Source organism: Nocardioides flavescens, assembly GCF_009823805.1.
GTDB lineage: Bacteria > Actinomycetota > Actinomycetes > Propionibacteriales > Nocardioidaceae > Nocardioides > Nocardioides flavescens.
Genome location: NZ_WUEK01000003.1, coordinates 172,061 through 192,590, shown reverse-complemented (window position 1 = coordinate 192,590; position 20,530 = coordinate 172,061). Strand labels below are relative to the sequence as shown.

The 20,530-nt window shown below is 72.5% G+C and carries 19 protein-coding genes; 7 read left to right on the top strand and 12 right to left on the bottom strand.

The features are described from left to right. Window positions 1-120: 120 nt before the first annotated feature. Both GRQ65_RS06030 and GRQ65_RS06025 read right to left on the bottom strand, forming a co-directional pair. Window positions 121-849 (bottom strand): VIT1/CCC1 transporter family protein, encoded by a 729-nt coding sequence (locus tag GRQ65_RS06030; RefSeq protein WP_160876206.1) that lies wholly within the window; start codon window positions 847-849, stop codon window positions 121-123. Window positions 850-874: 25 nt separating this feature from the next. Continuing rightward, window positions 875-2,338 (bottom strand): MFS transporter, encoded by a 1,464-nt coding sequence (locus GRQ65_RS06025; protein ID WP_337191518.1) that lies wholly within the window; start codon window positions 2,336-2,338, stop codon window positions 875-877. 297 nt (window positions 2,339-2,635) lie between these two features. Between GRQ65_RS06025 and glgX the strand changes: the two genes are divergently transcribed. Genes glgX through treZ form a run of 3 tightly spaced genes read left to right on the top strand, consistent with a single transcriptional unit; the run spans window position 2,636 to window position 8,865 of the window. Further along, on the top strand, window positions 2,636-4,825 hold the full coding sequence (gene glgX / locus GRQ65_RS06020) for a glycogen debranching protein GlgX (RefSeq protein ID WP_160876204.1): 2,190 nt from the start codon (window positions 2,636-2,638) through the stop codon (window positions 4,823-4,825). Then, window positions 4,825-7,089 carry a malto-oligosyltrehalose synthase gene (gene treY / locus GRQ65_RS06015; RefSeq protein ID WP_160876202.1) on the top strand — a complete coding sequence of 755 codons (2,265 nt, stop codon included), beginning with the start codon at window positions 4,825-4,827 and terminating at the stop codon, window positions 7,087-7,089. Before glgX ends, treY begins: the two co-directional genes overlap by 1 nt. Before the next feature lie 9 nt (window positions 7,090-7,098). Next, on the top strand, window positions 7,099-8,865 hold the full coding sequence (treZ, locus tag GRQ65_RS06010; protein WP_160876200.1) for a malto-oligosyltrehalose trehalohydrolase: 1,767 nt from the start codon (window positions 7,099-7,101) through the stop codon (window positions 8,863-8,865). Between the two features lie 357 nt (window positions 8,866-9,222). On the opposite strand, the gene GRQ65_RS06005 is transcribed toward treZ, so the two are convergent. The 3 genes from GRQ65_RS06005 to GRQ65_RS05995 all read right to left on the bottom strand — a co-directional run bounded on the left by GRQ65_RS06005 (window position 9,223) and on the right by GRQ65_RS05995 (window position 11,052). Then, window positions 9,223-9,873, bottom strand: a complete 651-nt coding sequence (locus GRQ65_RS06005) for an HAD family acid phosphatase (RefSeq protein ID WP_160876198.1) — start codon at window positions 9,871-9,873, stop codon at window positions 9,223-9,225. A gap of 68 nt (window positions 9,874-9,941) precedes the next feature. Then, window positions 9,942-10,781 carry an FHA domain-containing protein gene (locus GRQ65_RS06000; protein ID WP_160876196.1) on the bottom strand — a complete coding sequence of 280 codons (840 nt, stop codon included), beginning with the start codon at window positions 10,779-10,781 and terminating at the stop codon, window positions 9,942-9,944. A gap of 1 nt (window position 10,782) precedes the next feature. Beyond that, window positions 10,783-11,052 carry a hypothetical protein gene (locus GRQ65_RS05995; RefSeq protein ID WP_237447794.1) on the bottom strand — a complete coding sequence of 90 codons (270 nt, stop codon included), beginning with the start codon at window positions 11,050-11,052 and terminating at the stop codon, window positions 10,783-10,785. A gap of 121 nt (window positions 11,053-11,173) precedes the next feature. Here GRQ65_RS05995 and GRQ65_RS05990 point away from each other — a divergent pair, with 121 nt between their 5' ends. After that, window positions 11,174-12,034 (top strand): DICT sensory domain-containing protein, encoded by an 861-nt coding sequence (locus GRQ65_RS05990; protein WP_160876194.1) that lies wholly within the window; start codon window positions 11,174-11,176, stop codon window positions 12,032-12,034. A 19-nt stretch (window positions 12,035-12,053) separates the two neighbouring features. Here the strand turns inward: GRQ65_RS05990 and GRQ65_RS05985 are convergent, their stop codons facing one another. The 5 genes from GRQ65_RS05985 to GRQ65_RS22100 all read right to left on the bottom strand — a co-directional run bounded on the left by GRQ65_RS05985 (window position 12,054) and on the right by GRQ65_RS22100 (window position 15,732). Further along, a complete protein-coding gene (locus GRQ65_RS05985; protein WP_160876192.1) occupies window positions 12,054-12,572 on the bottom strand; it encodes a mycothiol transferase in 519 nt (172 codons plus the stop codon). Beyond that, window positions 12,569-13,285: an NAD-dependent deacylase gene (locus tag GRQ65_RS05980; RefSeq protein WP_337191517.1), complete on the bottom strand. Its 717-nt coding sequence runs from the start codon at window positions 13,283-13,285 to the stop codon at window positions 12,569-12,571. The genes GRQ65_RS05985 and GRQ65_RS05980 overlap by 4 nt, the downstream gene beginning before the upstream one ends. Further along, complete coding sequence (locus GRQ65_RS05975) at window positions 13,282-14,238, bottom strand: methyltransferase domain-containing protein (protein ID WP_160876190.1); 957 nt, start codon at window positions 14,236-14,238, stop codon at window positions 13,282-13,284. The genes GRQ65_RS05980 and GRQ65_RS05975 overlap by 4 nt, the downstream gene beginning before the upstream one ends. A gap of 181 nt (window positions 14,239-14,419) precedes the next feature. Further along, window positions 14,420-15,043 (bottom strand): methyltransferase domain-containing protein, encoded by a 624-nt coding sequence (locus GRQ65_RS22105; RefSeq protein WP_202387670.1) that lies wholly within the window; start codon window positions 15,041-15,043, stop codon window positions 14,420-14,422. Further along, window positions 15,040-15,732 (bottom strand): TetR family transcriptional regulator, encoded by a 693-nt coding sequence (locus GRQ65_RS22100; RefSeq protein ID WP_202387669.1) that lies wholly within the window; start codon window positions 15,730-15,732, stop codon window positions 15,040-15,042. Before GRQ65_RS22100 ends, GRQ65_RS22105 begins: the two co-directional genes overlap by 4 nt. A gap of 141 nt (window positions 15,733-15,873) precedes the next feature. Between GRQ65_RS22100 and GRQ65_RS05965 the strand changes: the two genes are divergently transcribed. Then, window positions 15,874-16,806 carry an AurF N-oxygenase family protein gene (locus GRQ65_RS05965; RefSeq protein WP_160876188.1) on the top strand — a complete coding sequence of 311 codons (933 nt, stop codon included), beginning with the start codon at window positions 15,874-15,876 and terminating at the stop codon, window positions 16,804-16,806. Window positions 16,807-16,811: 5 nt separating this feature from the next. Next, window positions 16,812-18,386 carry an FAD-dependent oxidoreductase gene (locus tag GRQ65_RS05960; RefSeq protein WP_160876186.1) on the top strand — a complete coding sequence of 525 codons (1,575 nt, stop codon included), beginning with the start codon at window positions 16,812-16,814 and terminating at the stop codon, window positions 18,384-18,386. 92 nt (window positions 18,387-18,478) lie between these two features. On the opposite strand, the gene GRQ65_RS05955 is transcribed toward GRQ65_RS05960, so the two are convergent. Continuing rightward, window positions 18,479-19,396, bottom strand: coding sequence for a 1,4-dihydroxy-2-naphthoyl-CoA synthase (locus tag GRQ65_RS05955; protein ID WP_160876184.1), 918 nt, complete (start codon window positions 19,394-19,396; stop codon window positions 18,479-18,481). Window positions 19,397-19,452: 56 nt separating this feature from the next. On the opposite strand from GRQ65_RS05955, the gene GRQ65_RS05950 reads away from it, so the two are divergent. Then, window positions 19,453-19,896 (top strand): nitroreductase/quinone reductase family protein, encoded by a 444-nt coding sequence (locus tag GRQ65_RS05950; protein WP_160876182.1) that lies wholly within the window; start codon window positions 19,453-19,455, stop codon window positions 19,894-19,896. Window positions 19,897-19,911: 15 nt separating this feature from the next. Here GRQ65_RS05950 and GRQ65_RS05945 read toward each other — a convergent pair whose 3' ends face one another. Next, window positions 19,912-20,523: an ACT domain-containing protein gene (locus GRQ65_RS05945; RefSeq protein ID WP_160876180.1), complete on the bottom strand. Its 612-nt coding sequence runs from the start codon at window positions 20,521-20,523 to the stop codon at window positions 19,912-19,914. Window positions 20,524-20,530 lie beyond the last annotated feature (7 nt).

Here is a 20,530-nt window from a genome sequence, read left to right as displayed (position 1 = left end):
TGGTGCTGGCGAGGTCGCGTGGTTTCGAGACGGCGTTGACGCGCCTCCTCAACCACCGTGCCGAAACGGCGGTTGAGGAAGGACGAAGTCCTGTCTCGAAACCACTCCGGGCGGAGCGGCTCAGACGGCCTGGCCGAGCAGCGTGCCGATGCCGTAGGTGACGGCCATGGCGAAGACGCCGCCGAGGACGTTGCGGACGACGGCACGGCCGGTGGGGCCGTAGCCGAAGCGGGCGCTGGCCCAGCCGGTGAGGGCGAGGGCGGCGGTGACGGCGGCGACGGTGACCCAGACCCGGGCGGAGGCGGTGACCAGGGTGATGGTGAGGAGCGGCAGCATCGCGCCGACGGTGAAGGCCAGCATCGAGGCCCAGGCGGCGGCCCAGGGGCTGGTGATGTCGTCGGGGTCGATGCCGAGCTCGGCCTCGGCGTGGGCTCCGAGCGCGTCGTGGGCGGTGAGCTGCTCGGCGACCTGGAGGGCGAGGTCCTCGGTGAGGCCCTTGCCGACGTAGATCGCGGCGAGCTCCTCGAGCTCGTCGCGGGGGTCCTCGGCGAGCTCGCGGCGCTCCTTGTCCAACAGGGCGAGCTCGGAGTCCTTCTGGGTGCTGACGGAGACGTACTCCCCCGCCCCCATGCTGAGCGCGCCCGCGGCCAGGCCGGCGACCCCGGCAACGAGGATCGCGCCTCGGTCGGTGGTCGCGCCGGCGACGCCCATGACGATGCCGGCCGTCGAGACGATGCCGTCGTTGGCGCCGAGCACGCCCGCGCGCAGCCAGTTGAGCCGGTTGTGCAGACCGTCCTGGTGGGGCTCGTCCTCGTGCTGACGGGCCTCGAGGGCCGGCTCGGTGCTCACCCTCCCGATCGTGACGGGCGCTCGGTCAGGACGCAACGGAGGTGAGGCTGTCCTGCTGCTCCTCGACCCGGCGCGGCATGAACGCCGAGACGAGGACCAGCGCCACCGCGATGACGGCGGTGCCGGCGAAGGTCACCTCGACGGCCGGCGCCAGCACGCTCGGGTCGAGGTGCTCGAGATCGGCGGCGTGGCCGCCGGCGCCCGAGGCGAGCCGGGCGTTGACCATCGCGCCGAAGAACGCGACGCCGAGGGCGCTGCCGACCGAGCGGGCGAACATCGTGGAGCCCGTCGTGACCGCGCGCGACTCCCACGACACCGCCGACTGCGCGGCGATCACGGACGGCGCGGCCACGAAGCCGAACCCGAGGCCCATCACGAAGCACGGCACGGCGACGTGCAGCAGGCTGCTGTCGGGCCCGATGGTCAGCAGCAGCGCCGACCCGGCGAGGGCGACCACCGAGCCGACGACCATCGTGACGCGGAACCCGAAGCGGAGGTAGAGCCGTCCGGCGTTGGAGGCGGCGAGCGGCCAGCCCAGGGTCAACGCCGCGAGGGCGGCCCCCGCCAGCACGGCACCGTGACCGAGCACGCCCTGGGCGTAGAGCGGGACGTAGGACGTGAGACCCATCAGCAGCACGCCGACGACGAGCTGGGCGAGGATCGCCACGAGGATGACCCGGCGCCCGAAGACCCACAGCGGCAGCACCGGCTCGGCGGCGCGGCGTTCGACGAGGACGAACGCCGTGAGGGCGACGAGCGCGACCGCGAAGAGCGCGACGCTCGTCGGCGACGTCCACGACCACTGCACGCCGCCCTCGAGCAGCGCCAGCAGCAGCACGAGGCCGCCGACGGTCAGCAGCACCGAGCCGAGCACGTCGAAGCGGTGGCGGGCTCGCGTCACGGTCTCGGTGAAGCGGCGTTGGAGCATCCACATCGCGGCCGCGCCGATCGGCAGGTTGACCAGGAAGATCCAGCGCCAGGAGACGTAGTCGGCGAAGACGCCGCCCAGCGTCGGCCCGACCACCGCGGCGACGGCCCAGACGCTGGCGATGTAGCCCTGCACCTTCGCGCGCTCCTCGACGGTGTAGCTGTCGCCGACGATCGTCATGCTGAGCGGCAGGACCGCGCCCGCGCCCAGACCCTGCACGGCGCGGAAGACGATGAGCGAGGGCATGTCCCAGGCGAGGCCGCACAGCAGCGAGCCGAGCAGGAAGACGCCGACGCCGATCAGCATCATCGGCTTGCGCCCGTGCTGGTCGGCCAGCTTCGAGTAGAGCGGCACCGACACCGCCTGACCGAGCAGGTAGACCGAGAACAGCCACGGGAACTGGGTGAACCCGCCGAGGTCGTCGACCACGGCCGGCACGGCCGTCGCCAGGATCGTCGAGTCGATCGCCACGAGCCCCACGCTGAGCATCACCGCCAGCAGCAGCGGCCCCCGCTCGCTGCGCAGGCCGACGTCGGCACGGGTCACGGTCGGAGCGCTCACCCGAGGGCAACCGCCGCCCGCGATCGGTTGTTCCCGGCAACCGTCTCCGACGGTGCCGAACCGCACTGTTGACGGAGCCCTCCCGCGGGTTACCGCTGCCCCGGCACTCACGGAGCGGAGCCCGCAACGGCGCGGGCGAGGCGGCGTTCACCCCTCCGGGGACGTGGGTCCAGGAGGTCTGCGGGTACTCGCAGACCCGACCTGGAGGGGTGTGCTTTGATCGATCCAACTGGCCCGGCGACTGCTGAGGCGACCAATTCGTCGGGCTCGGCCGACACCAAGCTCGTGGGAGACCCGATGGAGATCTGGCCAGGCCGCGCGTACCCGCTCGGGGCGACGTTCGACGGGAGCGGGACCAACTTCGCGCTCTTCAGCGAGGTGGCCGAGCGGGTGGAGCTCTGCCTCTTCGACCCCGACGGCAACGAGACGTGCGTGGACCTCACCGAGGTCGACGCCTACGTCTGGCACGGCTACCTCCCGCGCGTGCAGCCGGGCCAGCGCTACGGCTTCCGCGTGCACGGCCCCTGGGACCCGGAGAACGGGCTGCGCTGCAACCCCGCCAAGCTGCTGCTCGACCCCTACGCCAAGGCCGTCGACGGCGACATCGACTGGGGCCAGCCGATGTTCTCCTACGACTTCGGCGACGAGACGTCCAAGAACGACGAGGACTCCGGCCCGCACATGGCCAAGGGCGTCGTCATCAACCCGTTCTTCGACTGGGAGGGCGACCGCCACCTCGACGTCCCGCTCAACGAGTCGGTCATCTACGAGGCCCACGTCAAGGGCATGACCCAGCTGCACGAGGGGGTGCCCGAGGAGCTGCGCGGCACCTACGCCGGCCTCGCCCACCCGGCGGTGATCGACCACCTCAAGCGGCTCGGCATCACCGCCGTCGAGCTGATGCCGGTCCACCAGTTCATCCAGGACTCCACGCTGCTGGAGAAGGGCCTGCGCAACTACTGGGGCTACAACACCCTGGCCTTCTTCGCCCCGCACGCGGAGTACGCCGCGGGCTCGGGCGTCTCGAGCACGAGCCTGCAGCCCGGCCAGCAGGTGCAGGAGTTCAAGGCGATGGTCAAGGCGTTCCACGCCGCGGGCATCGAGGTGATCCTCGACGTGGTCTACAACCACACCGCCGAGGGCAACCACATGGGCCCGACGCTGTCGATGAAGGGCATCGACAACCCGGCGTACTACCGCCTGGTCGAGGACGACCAGCAGTACTACATGGACTACACCGGCACCGGGAACTCCCTCAACGTGCGCCACCCGCACGCACTGCAGCTGATCATGGACTCGCTGCGCTACTGGGTGACCGAGATGCACGTCGACGGCTTCCGCTTCGACCTGGCCTCCGCGCTGGCGCGCGAGTTCTACGACGTCGACCGGCTGGCGACGTTCTTCGAGCTCGTGCAGCAGGACCCGGTCGTCAGCCAGGTCAAGCTGATCGCCGAGCCCTGGGACGTCGGCCCCGGCGGCTACCAGGTCGGCGGCTTCCCGCCCCAGTGGGCGGAGTGGAACGGCGCCTACCGCGACACCGTGCGCGACTTCTGGCGCGGCGAGCCCGCGCTCGGCGAGTTCGCCTCGCGGCTGTCCGGGTCGGCCGACCTCTACGAGCACACCGGTCGTCGTCCGGTCGCCTCGATCAACTTCGTCACCGCGCACGACGGGTTCACCCTGCGCGACCTGGTCTCCTACAACGAGAAGCACAACGAGGCCAACGGCGAGGACAACAACGACGGCGAGAGCCACAACCGCTCGTGGAACCGCGGTGTCGAGGGGCCGACCGACGACCCGGAGATCCTCGCCCTCCGCTCGCGCGCCCAGCGCAACATCCTGGCGACGATGCTGCTCAGCCAGGGCGTGCCGATGCTGCTGCACGGCGACGAGATGAGCCGCACGCAGGACGGCAACAACAACACCTACGCCCAGGACTCCGAGATCGCCTGGATGAAGTGGAGCGAGGCCGACGAGCCGCTGATCGAGTTCACGGCGGCGCTCATCGAGCTGCGCCGCGCGCACCCGACCTTCCACCGGCGGCGCTTCTTCACCGGTGAGACCGTGCGCACCGACGCCGCGGGCGGCGACCGGCTCAACGACATCGTCTGGCTCCACCTCGACGGCCGGCCCATGGATGACGGCGACTGGGAGGGCGGCGCCCAGGCGATCGGGATGTACCTCAACGGCCAGGGCATCGAGGGCAAGGACGCGCGCGGCGGCGACATCGTCGACGACCACTTCCTGATCTACTTCAACGCCGACGGGCCCGCCGAAGTGACCCTGCCGCCGACGGAGTACAGCGAGCGCTGGGACGTCGTCATCGACACCGGCGGTCGCCCCGACGAGGTCGAGGTGCTCGACGCCGGGGCGACGCTGTCGATGGAGTCGGGCAGCGTCCTGGTCCTGCGCGAGTACGTCGAGCCCGAGATCGAGCCCGACCACTCGGTCGCGGCCTCCGTCGCCGCCGCCGCGGCCGCGCGCAGCTGATGCGCACCCCCGCGTCGACGTACCGCCTGCAGCTGACGTCGTCCTTCACCCTGTTCGACGCCGCCGAGGTCGTGCCCTACCTGGCCGACCTCGGCGTGGACTGGGTCTACCTGTCGCCGATCCTCGAGGCCGAGGAGGGCAGCGAGCACGGCTACGACGTGCTGCGCCACGACCGGGTCGACCCGGCGCGTGGCGGGGCCGAGGGCCTCGCCGCGCTGTCGGCGGCGGCGCGCGAGCACAGCCTCGGCGTGCTCGTCGACATCGTGCCCAACCACGTCGGCGTCGCCTCGCCGGTGCCGGGCACGTGGTGGTGGGACGTCCTGCAGAACGGTGCGTCGTCGCGGTACGCCTCCTGGTTCGACATCGACTGGGAGGCGGGCGGCGGCAAGGTCCTGTGGCCCGTGGTCGGCGACGACGATGCCGGCTCGATCGAGGTGGACACGGCCGAGGGGGTCGTGCGCTACCACGACTTCACGCTGCCGTTGGCGCCCGGCACCTCGACGTTGGAGGAGCAGCACTACGAGCTCGCCTCGTGGCGCCGAGCCGACAGCGACCTCAACTACCGCCGCTTCTTCACCGTCAAGGAGCTCGCCGGAATCCGGGTCGAGCTGCCCGAGGTCTTCGACGCTTCGCACGTCGAGATCGGACGGTGGTTCGACGAGGGGCTCGTCGACGGCCTGCGCGTCGACCACCCCGACGGCCTGCGCGACCCCGGTGACTACCTCGACCGGCTCGCCGGGCTGACCGGCGGCGCCTACGTGCTCGTCGAGAAGATCCTCGAGCCCGGCGAGGAGCTGCCGACCTCCTGGGCCACGGCCGGCACCACCGGTTACGACGCGATGGCGCTCGTCGACCGGGTCCTCACCGACCCGGCCCCCGGGCTGCCGCTGCTGCCCGAGGGCGTCGACTTCCACGAGATGGTCCACGGCACGAAGCGGGCCGTCACCGACCACGGCCTGCGCGCCGAGGTGCGGCGGATCGTGCGCGAGCTGCCGGCGTCGATGTCGACCCCGGCGGTTGAGGAGGTTGTGGAGCAACCGTCTCGAAACCAGCTCGAGGACGCCGTCGCCGAGCTGCTGACCTGCTTCCCGGTCTACCGCTCCTACCTCCCCCAGGGCCGCGAGCACCTCGACGAGGCGTTCACGGCCGCCCGGGCCTCGCGCCCGGACCTCGGGCCGGCGTACGACGCGCTCGAGGGGGTGCTCTCCGACCCCGAGCAGCCGGCCGCACGACGCTTCCAGCAGACCAGCGGCATGGTCATGGCCAAAGGCGTGGAGGACTGCGCGTTCTACCGCTACGCCCGGCTGACCTCGCTCAACGAGGTCGGCGGCGACCCGTCGGTCTTCTCGGTGCCGGTCGCCGGCTTCCACGAGGCGATGGCGACACGCCAGCGCGAGTGGCCGGCCGCGATGACCGCCGGCACGACCCACGACACCAAGCGCGGCGAGGACACCCGGGCGCGGATCGCGGTGCTCGCCGAGCTGCCTGAGGTGTGGGCGACCCACCTCGCGCGGCTGCAGGAGCTGGCCCCGATCTCGGACCCGGCGTTCGCCTCGCTGCTGTGGCAGGCCGTGCTCGGCGTCTGGCCCGCCTCGCGCGAGCGGCTGCACGGGTACGCCGAGAAGGCGATGCGCGAGGCCGGCGACCACACCACGTGGACCGACCCCGACGAGGAGTTCGAGGCGCAGGTGCACCGCGCCGTCGACGCGGCGTACGACGTCCCGGAGGTCGCGGCCGAGCTCGACGCACTGCTGGCGCGGGTGGCCGAGCCGGGCTGGTCCAACGCGCTGTCCGCCAAGCTGCTGTCGCTGCTCGCGCCGGGCGTGCCCGACGTCTACCAGGGCAGCGAGCTGTGGGAGCTCAACCTCGTCGACCCCGACAACCGCGCTCCCGTCGACTTCGACCTGCGGCGCGCGGTGCTCGCGGGCACCGCCCAGGACCCGGCGGCGATCAAGCTGCACCTCGTCGGCTCGGCCCTGCGGCTGCGCCGAGCGCGACCCGAGCTGTTCTCGTCGTACACCCCGCTCGAGGTGAGCGGCCACGCCGCCGAGCACGTCGTGGCCTTCGACCGCGGCGGCGCGATCGCCGTCGCGACCCGGCTGCCCGTCGGCCTCGCCGCGTCCGGTGGCTGGCGCGACACCTCCCTGACCCTGCCGAAGGGCGAGTGGGTGGATGCGCTCACCGGACGGCCCGCGTCGACCTCGCTCGCCGAGCTGCTCTCGCGCCACCCGGTGGCGCTCCTGGTCCCTGCGTCTGCCTCTTAGGAAACAGCCATGAACTCTCCCCAGCCCTTCTCGGTGTGGGCTCCGTCCCCAGCCCGCGTACGACTCGCCCTCGGCGAGGAGATCGTGGAGTTGACTCGTGGTGCGGGTGACTGGTGGGCGCCCGCGGAGCCCGTGGACGTCGCGGCCTCCGGAGAGGAGATCGACTACGGCTTCCTGATCGACGACGAGGACACGCCCCGACCCGACCCGCGGTCGCGGCGTCAGCCGGCGGGCGTGCACGAGCGCTCGCGCACCTACGACCCCTCGGGGTTCCGCTGGACCGACTCCTCCTGGACCGGTCGCCAGCTGGCCGGCTCGGTCGTCTACGAGCTGCACGTCGGCACCTTCACCCCCGAGGGCACGCTCGACGCCGCGCTGGGCAAGCTCGACCACCTCGTCGACATCGGCGTCGACTTCGTCGAGCTGATGCCGGTCAACGCGGTCAACGGCACGCACAACTGGGGCTACGACGGCGTGCTCTGGTACGCCGTGCACGAGCCGTACGGCGGCCCGGAGGCCTACCAGCGCTTCGTCGACGGCTGCCACGCGGCGGGCATCGGCGTCATCCAGGACGTCGTCTACAACCACCTCGGTCCGTCGGGCAACTACCTGCCGGAGTACGGCGCCTACCTCAAGACCGAGGGCCGCAACACCTGGGGCGACTCGATCAACCTCGACGGCGAGCACTCCGCCGAGGTGCGCCGCTACATCATCGACAACGCGCTGATGTGGCTCGGTGACTACCACGTCGACGGCCTGCGGCTCGACGCCGTGCACGCGCTGGAGGACTCCTCCGACACCCACCTGCTGGAGGAGCTGGCCATCGAGGTGGCCGCCCTGTCGGCCCACCAGCGCCGCCCGCTCACCCTGATCGCCGAGTCCGACCTCAACGACCCGGTGATGGTCACCCCGCGCGAGGCCGGCGGCTACGGCCTGGACGCCCAGTGGAGCGACGACTTCCACCACGCCGTCCACGTCGCGCTCACCGGCGAGACGTTCGGCTACTACGCCGACTTCGAGCCGCTCTCGGCGCTGGCCAAGGTCTGCGAGCGCGGCTTCTTCCACGACGGGACGTACTCGTCGTTCCGCGAGGCCGACCACGGCGTCCCGATCGACACCGCCGCGATGCCCACCTGGCGCCTGGTCGTGGCCAGCCAGAACCACGACCAGATCGGCAACCGCGCCGTCGGCGACCGCATCACCGAGGCGCTCGACGACGACCAGCTCGCGTGCGCCGCACTGCTGACGCTGTGCGGACCGTTCACCCCGATGCTCTTCCAGGGCGAGGAGTGGGCCGCCTCCACGCCGTTCCAGTTCTTCACCTCCCACCCCGAGCCCGAGCTCGGCAAGGCGACGGCGGAGGGCCGGATCTCGGAGTTCGCCCGCCACGGCTGGGACCCCGACAAGGTGCCCGACCCGCAGGACCCGGCGACCTTCGAGCGCTCCAAGCTCGACTGGTCCGAGACTGGCTCCGAGCGCGGCCACCGCATCCTTGAGGTCTACCGCCAGCTCGCCCGGCTGCGCCGCGAGCACTCCGCGCTCACCGACCCGGCGTTCGAGCGCACCCGCTGCCACGCCGACGAGCGCTCGCGGCTGTTCACGATGGAGCGCGGCGACCTCGTCGTCCTCGTGAACTTCGGCGACCAGCCCATCGCCACCGAGGTCCCCGACCCCGAGCTGCTCTTCGAGACCGAGGCCGGCGTCGAGGTCACCGGCAACGTCGTCACCCTCCCCGGCCACGCCGGCGCGCTCCTCCGGCCCCGGCCGAGCGCCTGAGCTCGCGTCGGTCCGTCGACAGTCGAACTTTCCGGTCACCTGGTGACCCCGGAAGTTCGACAGTCGACGGGGGCGCCGAAAGCGCATCGACCCGCGAGTGACAATGCAACTTCCTGGCCACCCGATGACCGGGAAGTTGCACAGATCAGGGCTAGAGCGGAGGTCACGTCGACAGTCGAACTTTCCGGTCACCAGGTGACCCAAAAGTTCGACAGTCGACCGATCAGTGCAGCAGAGCAGTCACCCGCAGACGACAGACCTGCACAGATCGGACCCGCGGGAGCAGCGTCACCGACAGTCGAGGATTGCAGTCACCTGGAGGGGTGCAACCCTCGACTGTCTGAGGACGCCGCAGCCTCAGCCGAGCACGCCGTCGTAGTTGGGGAGCCGGTAGGCGCGCTCGTAGCCGTCGCCGGCGAAGTCGGTGTCGTTGTTGCCGACGTTGGCGATGAGGGTGTAGCCGCGGGAGATGAACAGGTCGCGGCAGCGCTGCTTGCCGAAGACGAGGGTCTTGCCCTGGCCGCGCAGGCAGAGACCGTCGACGGGGAAGCCGTTGCGCTTCAGCTGCGCGCGGGTGGAGGCGCGCTGGTCGGCGGAGCGGCCGGTGTTGAACAGGACGGCGACGTCCTTGCGCTGCAGCAGCTTCACGAACTTCGTCATCTGCGGGATCGCACCGCCGCCGTCGTAGTAGGTCGCGATGACGGTGTTGTCGATGTCGAAGTTGACCGCGAGCCGCTCGTCGGGCGTGGCGGCGGCCGCGCGCTCGCGCACGTAGGCGCGAGCACCCGTCATCGCGGTCTTCACGTCGGCCAGCCACTGCTCGCGCGAGGGTACGTCGCGACGCCGGTCGGCGGCGCCGACGGTGACGCCGGCGGCGGGACCCGCGGGGGCGGCGACCACGACAGGGAGCGGGGAGGAGGCCGGGGCGGCTGACGCTGGCACTGCCAGCGGCACCGCAACCAGGCACGGGACGACGGAGGCGGCCAGGGTCGCGGCGAGGCGTCGCATGTCCTCACCGTAACCGGCCGCCCCCGCGGTCTCCCCCAGGCTCGGTCGGGGTCGGTCCGCGACCGGCCTCAGCCGGCGGCCGGCCCGCTCTCGCGCGGAGGCTGCGTCGCCTGCCGTCCGAGCTCGCCACCGATGCGGCCGCCGAACGGGCGGCCGTGGTCGGCGTACTCCTCGCGGTAGTAGGCCAGTTCGTGGCTGCCGAGCGTGATGCGCGCTCCGGTCCGCATCGCCTGCCGTACGACGGGGGCCCCGTGCACGCGGGTCAGCCCGCGGACGGCGCGGATCACCCACTCGTCGTCGTCGTCGTGCTCGACCACGGCGTGCTGGTCGGCGAGCCCCGGCAGGCGCACGTCGCAGTCGGGCCCGGAGCCGATGGTCATGCCGTCGCGCAGCCAGAACACCGTCTCGGCCTCACCGGGGAGGTAGGCCTCCTTGACGACCACGAGGCGCGCGGCGCCGCCGCGGTCGGGGTCGTGGGTGGTGCGGGCGAGGCGCCGGCGGAAGAGCGGCAGCTCGGGCAGCACGACCGGCGGCGGGATCAGCCCGGCCGTCGGGAGGGCGGGGCCCTGCGCGCGGGTGCGCGACCGGGCCGAGGTCAGCGCGCCGCGCAGGCTGCCGAGCTTGATGCGGCGGGTGCCGGTGACGCGCTTCTGCCACCACGGCGCACGTACGGCGCCGAGGGTCACCAGGTGCCGGTCGGACTGCACGACCTCGAGGGTCATGCCACGACGGGCCAGGCCCTCGGCGACGGCCTTGATGGCCGGCGCGTCGGCGCCGCCGGCGAACGCGCCGGCGTCGTCGACCTCGAGGACCAGCCGGTTGTTGCGCCCCCGGATGCGCCCGCGCACGTCCTCGTGGCCCTCGCGCGACAGGGTGAACTCCAGGTCTGCTCCTACGACGGTGGTCACGTCAGCCGTCCGCCCGTGCGTTGGTGTCGGTGGTGGTGATCGTCAGGGTGCCGTTGAGCTTCCACGTCGCCCGCGGCGCCTGGACGCCGGTGTCGCGCGGGACCTCGACGGCCATGTCCTCGAAGCGGTAGTGGATGGCGGCCTGGCGGCCGGTCAGGAAGTCCCACATGCGGGCTCCGAGGTCGGCCCAGTCGACGACGTCGTCGCCGGTGCCGGGCTCACGCGTGCTCATCACGGGCCCCTGAGGGGTCACGGTCAGCGGGTCACTCATGGTGCTCTCCTCACGTCTTCTCGTCGTCCGGCCGGGCGGCCGGTCGTCGGGAGCGGTTCGTCCTCACCGGTGCCCGACTTCGCTGATCTTCAACATCTTGTCGAGGTTGTACTCTTCGATCATGGACGCGTCATCGAGGATTGCGCAAGAGTGGCTCACGATCGGCGAGCTGGCCGAGGCCACCGGGGTCGCCGCGGCGACGCTGCGCGCCTGGGAGGCGCGCCACGACTTCCCGCGGGCCCAGCGCACCCCCCGCGGCCACCGCCGCTACGCCCGTGCCGAGATCGAGGTGGTGCGTGACGTCGTCCGCCTGCGGGAGGACGGACTGCAGCTCGAGAACGCCGTCGCCCTGGCCCAGGAGGCCCGCACCCAGCCGCCCGCGGCCGTCTACCCCGAGATCGTGCGCCGGCACCCGGCCGAGCGCACCCAGCAGCTGCGCAAGCTCTCGCTGCTCGGGCTGTCGTGGGCCATCGAGGACGAGGTCGCCGCGAGCGGCGCGCAGGGGCACCTGTTCGGCGCGTTCCAGCAGTGGCGCAACTTCGCCTCCGCCCGGGCCCGCTGGGACGAGCTGGCCCGCACCGCCCGCTCCACCCACGTCTTCGCCCTCGACGGCGAGGTCGCGACCAGCGACGCGCTGCACGCCGTCCACCTCGAACCCGACGCGCCGATGGTGCGGGAGTGGACCGTCGTGCACGACTCCCCCGAGCTGGCGGTCGCCCTCGCCGCCTGGGAGCTGCCCGGCCAGAGCGGTCTGCCCGACCGCGAGCGGGTCTTCGAGTCCGTGTGGACCCTCGACCCCGCCGCGGTGCGTGACGCCGCCCGGCTCTGCGCCTCGGTGGCCGCGGGCCGCGGTGACACCGACGCGCGCGACCTGCTGCAAGGTGCGCTGGCGGGTTCACCCTCCCCTTCGGGCGCGAGCCCCGGCACGGCCACCCGGCTGGCGCAGCGGGCCCTGGCCTACGTCGAGGCCGGCCACCGGTAGGGCTCGCGTCGCGCGCGGGTCAGTAGCCCGTCCGCCCGTCGATCGACTCCCGGACGAGGTCGGCGTGGCCGTTGTGCCGGGCGTACTCGCTGATCATGTGCAGCAGCATCCAGCGCACGGTGAGCGGTGCGTCGTCGCGGTGGTGCCGACGGGCCGCGAGGTCGTCGAGCCCGCCGCACGCGTCGAGGTTCGCCTCGGAGCGCATCACGGTCCTCGACCACAGGTCGAGCAGCGCCGCGGCCTCCTCGTCGTCGGCCGAGGTGAACTCCCAGTCGGGGTCGGCGTCCCAGTCGGCCGCGGCGAACTCCGCAGCCGGCTCGGCGCCGGTGAGGACGTAGCCGAACCAGAAGTCCTCGACGAAGGCCAGGTGCTTCGCGAGACCGCCCAGCGAGAGCGAGCTCGGCGCGAGACGCTGCCGCAGCTGAGCCGTGTCGAGGCCGTCGGTCTTGCGCCGGAACGTCACGCGGTGCTCGTCGAGGAAGGACCGCAGCGTGGTCGCCTCGTCGGCGGCGTACGCCGGCACGGGGGTCTCGCTCACGACCCGCCGCCCAGCAGCTCGTCGACCCACGCCGGCACGATCTCGCCGGCCCGGCCGTGGCGGGCCTCGTCGAAGTGGTGGCTGCCCTCGCTCGGCACGAGGTTGAGCTCGAGCGTGCGGGCGCCGTACGCCGACGCGGCCTGGACGAAGCCGGCCGCGGGGTAGACCGCGCCGGAGGTGCCGATCGAGACGAACAGGTCGGCGCGCTGGAGGGCGGCGCCGATGCGGTCCATGTCGTTGGGGATCTCGCCGAACCACACCACGTCGGGCCGCAGCTCGATGGCCGCACAGCCCGGGCAGGGCGGGAAGTCGACGAGGTCGCCGCTCCACGCGAAGCGGCCGCCGCAGCCGTTGCACAGCGCCTTGAGCAGCTCGCCGTGCATGTGCAGCACCCGCAGCGAGCCGCCGCGCTCGTGGAGGTCGTCGATGTTCTGCGTGACCAGCAGGAGGTCGTCGCCGAGAGCCTGCTCGAGCCGAGCGAGGGCCCGGTGGGCGGGATTGGGCTCGACGTGCGCCAGGGCCGCGCGGCGGTCGTCGTAGAAGGCCTGCACCACCGAGGGCTGGCGCTCGAAGGCCTCCGGCGTGGCGACGTCCTCGACCCGGTGGCCCTCCCAGAGCCCGTCGCTGTCGCGGAACGTCGGCACGCCGCTCTCGGCGGAGATGCCGGCGCCCGTGAGCACGACGACGCGGCCCACGCGAGCGGGTCCGCTCACATCCCGCCCCGGTAGTGCGCGATCGCCTCGGCCGGGGTCAGCTCACGCTCGCTCTTGCGGCCGAGGAAGAAGACGCTGCTCGCCGAGTCCGAGGAGTGCCGCGGGTCGAGGAACCGGTCGGTCCAGCTGAGCCAGAAGAACAGCAGCGCGACGATGCGCCCCAGGGGGACCGACCGGGTCAGGGCCCGCACCCAGTGGTCGACCGACCAGCGCAGGGCCGTGCCGGCGCCGGCGACCGTGCCGGAGTCGATGCGCTCGAAGGAGCGGAACAGCGCGCGGTGGCCGCTCTCGGTGAAGCGCGTGAAGTCGTAGGCGCCCTCGTGGACCTGCTGCAGGAACGGCGTGTCGGCGTAGACGATGCCGCCCGTGCGCAGCACCCGGGCGATCTCGCCCGCGACGACCGCGGGCTCGAGCACGTGCTCCAGCACGGCCTGCACGATGACACCGTCGACGGAGCCGTCGGCCAGCGCGATCGCGTGGCCGTCGCCGACGAACTGGGTCGCGGCGCTCGCGTAGACGTCGAAGGAGACGACGTCGACGCTCGGGTCGGCGTAGAGCGACTCGAGGCCGTCGCCGACCGTGCCGCCGCCGACGACGAGCACCCTCGGGGCCCGGCCGACGGCGCCCGCGTCGGCGCGCAGCAGCTCGAGCATCCGCGCGACGTTGGCCGGCGCGGTGGTGTTGGCCGGGTGGACGAGGCGGCGGTAGAGGGTCGCGAGCGGAGACCGGTTCACCTCCGAGGCCCCCTCCTCCGCGCGCAGCCGCTCGGGGTCGAGGACGCTGTGGCGGAAGTCGACGAGGGCGGGCTGGCCACCCACGACCGGGAACGGCTCGCGGCCGTGGGGGCACGTCGCGCCCGCGCACAGCCACCGGCCCTCCTCGCGGCGCACCGGCGCCCGACAGACCGGGCAGGCGAGGACGTCGAGGTCGACGAGGGCGTCGAGGGTCAGCACCCGGTCAGACTAGGGCGTGGCTCTTCGACCCCCGTGGGAGCAGGCGTGGGGTCGCGCGGAGCTGGCAAGGCGGAGGAGCCCGCCGTGGCGGAGTCACGGCGGGCGACGACAACGCCGTCCAGGTCCGATGCGACGCCGCGCGGGCGACCGCGCGGGTTGGAGAACCACGCCCTAGATGCCGTCACCGACGGAGGATGTCGACGGTCACGACGTAGCCGCCGCCGTCGTACGCCGCTCCGTCCGGGCCGCCGTCCCAGCCCGCGAGCCGGCGCACCGGCTCGAGCCCGGCGGCCGCCAACGCTGCGTCGACGTCGGCGAGCGGGGTCACCGGGCAGTCGCCCGGCAGGTGCTCGTCGTCGAGGCCGAAGCCGCACACCAGCAGCCCGTCCGGCGCGACGTGCGCGGCGAGCCGCTCCGCGGTCGCGGCGAGCGTGCCGGGCTCGAGCAGCGGGATCGTGTTGCCCGCGACCAGCACCACGTCGTACGTCGCGCCGGTGGCGAGCGAGGAGAGGTCGCCGACGCGCCAGTCGAGCCGCGGCGCCTGGGCGCGGGCCTCCATCAGCATCGAGGCGTCGACGTCGACCCCGACGACGTCGTAGCCGAGCTCGGCGAGCCGGATCGCGACCCGGCCGGTGCCGCACCCGGCGTCGAGCACGCTCGACGGAGGTGCGACGAGAGCGGCGACGAACGCCGCCTCGCCGTGCACGTCGGCGCCCTCGGCGGCGAGGTCGCGGAAGCGCGCGGCGTACTCCTCGGCGTACGCCGGCCCGTGCGCCGCGCGCGCGATCTGCTGCCACCTGGTCACGGGCTCACCAGCGGGGTCTCGGGGTCGACGTCGAGCCCCTCGGCGCGCAGCACGCCGGCGAGCACCGACCAGATCCACTCGGCGAGCAGGTCGACCATCTCCTCGACCTCCACGCCGCGCGGGTCGACGACCCACCGCTCGGCGGCGGCGTCGACGAACCCGACCAGGCCGAACGACAGCGGTTGGATGATGCGCGCGTCGAGGCCGAGCAGCGCGACGTACTCGTCGAGCAGGCGCACCAACAGGTCGGCGATCAGCCGCTTGACGTCGTTGACGACCGTGTCGCCGGAGGCGGTCGTGACCGAGTGGCGCACGAGGTAGCGGTAGAGCGCGTGGTGCTCGGTCAGCCAGTGCAGGTGGGTCGAGACCGCGGTGCGGATGATGACGGCGGGGCTGGCCGTCGGGTCCCAGACCGGCGTGAGGCCGTCGAGGATGAGCTGCTCGACCCGCGCCGCGATCGCCTGGTTGAGCTCCTGGGCGCCGGCGAAGTGGCGGTAGAGACGGGTGCGGGCGACCCCGGCCTCCGCGGCGATCTGCTCGGTCGAGACCTCCTCCCCGTGACGCTCGATCGCGCGCAGGGCCGCCTCGACGAACTCGGCGCGACGGCGTTCCTGCTGCCCGCTCCACCGGGCGGCGCGCCCGTCGACCGGCGGCCCACCCTCCGCGGGCGGCTCGGTCGCGTCTGACACCGCTGCACGTTATCGCGGTCACACGTTTGCCCCCTGGCAGCGAAGGGGTACACGTCGTACCATCTACTTGTCTGCGACACCGAGTCATACGTACCCCTGGTACGCCGCACCGCCCGCCACCCAGACTCCAGCGAGGTCCACATGAGCACCATCGCCCCCGACGCCCGCACCCTCGACGCCACTCGCGACGGCACGCGCGACGGCACGCGCGACGGCTCCCAGCGCCTGCTCGACTCCTCCGCGGCGCTGTCCTACGACCCCTCGGTCGAGGTCGACTGGGACGCCGAGCTCGACCCCACGCACTACGGGCTCAACCCCGAGTGGTCGACGCTCTATGGGACGCCCCTGTGGGACGAGATGACCCCGGAGCAGCGGGTGAGGCTGACCCGCCACGAGGTGGCGTCGATCATGAGCACCGGGATCTGGTTCGAGATGATCCTGCAGCAGATGGTGCTGCGCGACCAGTACTGCGGCAAGTACGCCGAGTCCGACTTCCAGTTCGCGCTGACCGAGATCGCCGACGAGTGCCGGCACTCGATCATGTTCGCCCGGGCCTGCACCAAGATGGGCATCCCGGCGTACTTCCCGCGCCGTGCGAGCGTCGAGCTCGGCCGGGTCTTCAAGTCGCTCGCGACCGCCGAGGTGGCGTACGGCGGGATCCTGGTCGCCGAGGAGGTCCTCGACGTCATGCAGCGCGACTGGATGCGCGGCGAGCAGGTCCTGCCGATCGTGCGCACCACCAGCAAGATCCACGTGGTCGAGGAGTCGCGCCACATGAAGTTCGCGCGCCAGGAGATGCGCGAGCGCATCGAGGGCGCCGGGCCGCGGCGCCGCCAGACCTCGGCGCTCGTCATCGCGATCGCCGCCCACGTGATCGTCTCCAACATGGTCAACGAGGGCGTCTACGCCGCCGCGGGCCTCGATCCGAAGCGCGCCGTCGCCGCCGCGGAGGCCAACGAGCACCACCACACGCTGATGCGCTCGAGCTGCGCGCACCTGATGGAGTTCCTCGACGAGCTCGGCCTGCTGACCCGACCCGCGCTGGCGTTCTACAAGCGCGTCCACATGGTGTGAGCGCGGTGGCCACCACGAGTGCGCCGGCGCTCACCGCGACGCCGTTCGCCATCACCCAGTCGTGCTGCAGCGACGCCTCCTGCGTCGCGGTCTGTCCGGTCAACTGCATCCACCCCACGCCGGACGAGCCGGACTTCGGCACGACCGACATGCTCTACATCGACCCGCGCAGCTGCATCGGCTGCGGCGCGTGCGCCGATGCGTGCCCGGTGGACGCGATCTTCCCGACCGACGTCCTGCTCGCCGGCCCGCAGGCGGCGTACGTCGACCTCAACCGCGAGCACTTCGCGGCGGACGCCGTCGGGCTCGAGGCCGACGACGAGCCCGACGCCACCGACCCGCGGTGGTCGGAGCCGGTCTTCCCGCCGGCGCTGAGCGCGGAGGCCGCCGGGCTCCGGGTCGCGGTGGTGGGCACCGGCCCGGCCGCGAGCTACACCGCCTCCGCGCTGCTCACGACCAGCGCGCGGGTGACGATGGTCGACCGGCTGCCGACGCCCGGCGGGCTGATCCGGTGGGGCGTCGCGCCCGACCACCAGAGCACCAAGGCGATCGCGCGCCGCTTCGCGACCGTGCACCGCAACCCGCGCCTGCAGATGCTGCTCGGGGTCGAGGTCGGTCGCGACCTCAGCCACCAAGACCTGCTCGCCCAGCACGACGCCGTCGTCTACGCCGTCGGGGCGCGGGCCGACCGCACCCTGGGCGTCGAGGGCGAAGAGCTGCCCGGCAGCCTGTCGGCGCGCACGTTCGTCGGCTGGTACAACGCCCACCCCGAGATCGCCGCCGACACCATCGACCTCGGCCCCGCCACGCAGGGCCGCGCGGTGATCATCGGCAACGGCAACGTCGCTCTCGACGCCGCCCGCATCCTGCTCAGCGACGCCGACGACCTGGTCGGCACCGAGATCGCCGAGCACGCCCTCGACGACCTGCGGTCGGGCTCGGTGCGCGAGGTCGTCGTCGTCGCCCGGCGCGGACCCGACGACGCGGCGTACTCCCTCTCCGAGCTGCGCCCCCTCCTCGCCCGCGACGACCTCGACGTGGTCGTCGACGGTGACTCCGACCTGGCCGCGGCGATCGCCGCGGCCCCGCGGGGCTCGAAGGCCGCGGCGCTGCAGGGCGTGCCGGTCTCGCCGGTCGGCTGGTCGGCGCCCGTCTCGTGGCGGCGCCGGCTGGTGCTGCGCTTCGACTCCGCCGTCGACCGCATCGAGGGGACCTCGCACGTCGAGGCCGTCGTGCTGGACGGCACCCACGTGCCCACCGGCCTCGTGCTGCGCTCGGTCGGCTACCGCAGCGAACCCGTCCCCGGACTGCCGTTCGACGAGTCGACCCACACCGTGCCGCACGCCTCCGGCCGGGTCGTCGACCCCGCCACCGGCGAGCCCGTCCCCGCGACGTACGTCGTCGGCTGGATCAAGCGTGGCCCCCGCGGCGGCATCGGCTCCAACCGCGCCGACGCCGCCGAGACCGTCGGCTCCCTCGTCGACGACGCCAACGCCGGCCGCCTCACCACCGGCCGCGGCTCCGACCGCGCCCTCCGCTCCCGCCTGCGCTCCTCCCGCCGCCGCACCGCCCAGCTGTAACGCGGAGTTGGTGACGGTCCCGACCCGTTGCAACGGGTCAGAAGGACCACCAACTCCGCGTTACAAGCAGGCGGGTCGACGGTGGCGCGGGCTCAGTAGTACCAGGGGAACGGCGACCAGTCGGGCTCGCGCTTCTCGAGGAACTGGTCGCGTCCCTCCTGCGCCTCGTCGGTCATGTAGGCCAGCCGCGTGGTCTCGCCGGCGAAGAGCTGCTGACCCACCAGGCCGTCCTCGGGGAGGTTGAAGGCGTACTTCAGCATCCGTACGGCGGTCGGCGACTTGCCGTTGACGATGCGGCCCCACTCGAGCGCGGTCGCCTCGAGCTCGGCGTGCGGGACGGCGCGGTTGACCGTGCCCATCGCCTGGCCCTCCTCGGCGGAGTACTCCTGACCGAGGAAGAAGATCTCGCGTGCGAACTTCTGGCCCACCTGGCTGGCGAGGTACGCCGAGCCGTAGCCGCCGTCGAACGACCCGACGTCGGCGTCGGTCTGCTTGAACCGCGCCTCCTCCTTCGAGGCCAGGGTCAGGTCGCAGACGACGTGCAGGCTGTGGCCGCCACCGGCGGTCCAGCCGGGCACCACGCAGATGACGACCTTGGGCATGAACCGGATCAGCCGCTGGCACTCCAGGATGTGCAGGCGCCCGAGCTTGGCGGCATCGACCGTCTCGGCGGTCTCGCCCTCGGCGTACTGGTAGCCCGTGCGGCCACGGATGCGCTGGTCCCCGCCGGTGCAGAAGGCCCACTTGCCGTTCTTGGCGCTGGGGCCGTTGCCGGTGAGCAGCACGCAGCCGACGTCGCTCGAGGTGCGCGCGTGCTCGAGGGTGCGCAGCAGCTCGTCGACGGTGTGCGGGCGGAAGGCGTTGAGCACGTCGGGCCGGTCGAAGGCGATCCGCACGGTGCCGTGCGCCCTCGCACGGTGGTAGGTGAGGTCGGTGAGGTCCTCGAAGCCCGGCACCGGGTCCCACGCCGAGGCGTCGAAGGTCTCCGAGACTCCGTCGATGGCGCTCATGGTCGCGAGGCTAGGGCATCGGGAATGCCCGCTCCGGCGCCGGGTTACAGGGTGGTGTGACCCTCGAAGGCGAGTACCAGCCCAGCGCGGCCCAGTGGGTGCGCGACCAGGTCGAGGCCTACGAGGCCTCCGGCGGCACCGAGGCCAACACGCTGCCCGACCACCCCGAGTGGCCGATCGTGGTCATCACCTCGGTGGGCCACAAGTCCGGCAAGCTGCGCAAGAACCCCGTGATGCGGGTCGAGAAGGACGGCGTCTACGCCGCCGTCGCCTCGAAGGGCGGCGACCCGGAGCACCCGGAGTGGTACCACAACTTCGTCAAGCACCCCCGCGTCGACCTGCAGGACGGCGCCGAGCCCCACGAGTACGTCGCCCGCATCGCCGAGGGCGAGGAGCGGGCCGAGTGGTGGGAGCGCTGCGTGGCGCAGTACGCGCCGTACGCGGAGTACCAGGAGAAGACCGACCGCGAGATCCCGGTCTTCCTGCTCGAGCGCGCCTGAGCAGCGCGGCGGAGGTCAGGGTCGCGCGAGGGAGACCGCGAGCCCGACCAGGTGGCCGAGGCGGGCGAGCTCGGAGTCGACGAACTCGGGGCCGCCGCGGCGGCTGAGCACGACGATCTCGTTGCCGTCGAGGCGGGCGCCGGCGTAGAGGTTGACGTCGTCGGGATCGTCCGGCTCGAGTACGGCGGCCCGCTCGAGCTCGACGAACGGCACGGCCTCACGCGGCGCGGCGTCGGTCGCGCGGACGATGCCGTGGGCGCGGTGCACACGCATCGCCCAGTCGGCGCGGAAGGCGACCGGGAGCAGGTCCACGAGCCGGTCGAGCGCCTCCGACGGACGCACGGTCAGCTCCTCGACGACCTCGAGGTCGAGGAAGATGTTGCCGCCGGCGGCGTAGCGGCTGATCCACATGACCCGCACGCCGTCGAGGACGTTGCACGCCGAGACGATGGAGTCCGGCATGGCGTTGTCGTGCATCTCGAGGAGCACGTCGTCGACGGCGAACCCGTCGCCCTTCTCGACGATCTCGATCGCCTCGATGTCGCCACCGGCCTCACCGATCGCGGTCGCGACGCGCCCCAGGGACCCCGGGACGTCGGGCAGCTCGACTCGCAGCAGGAACGGCACGTGCACC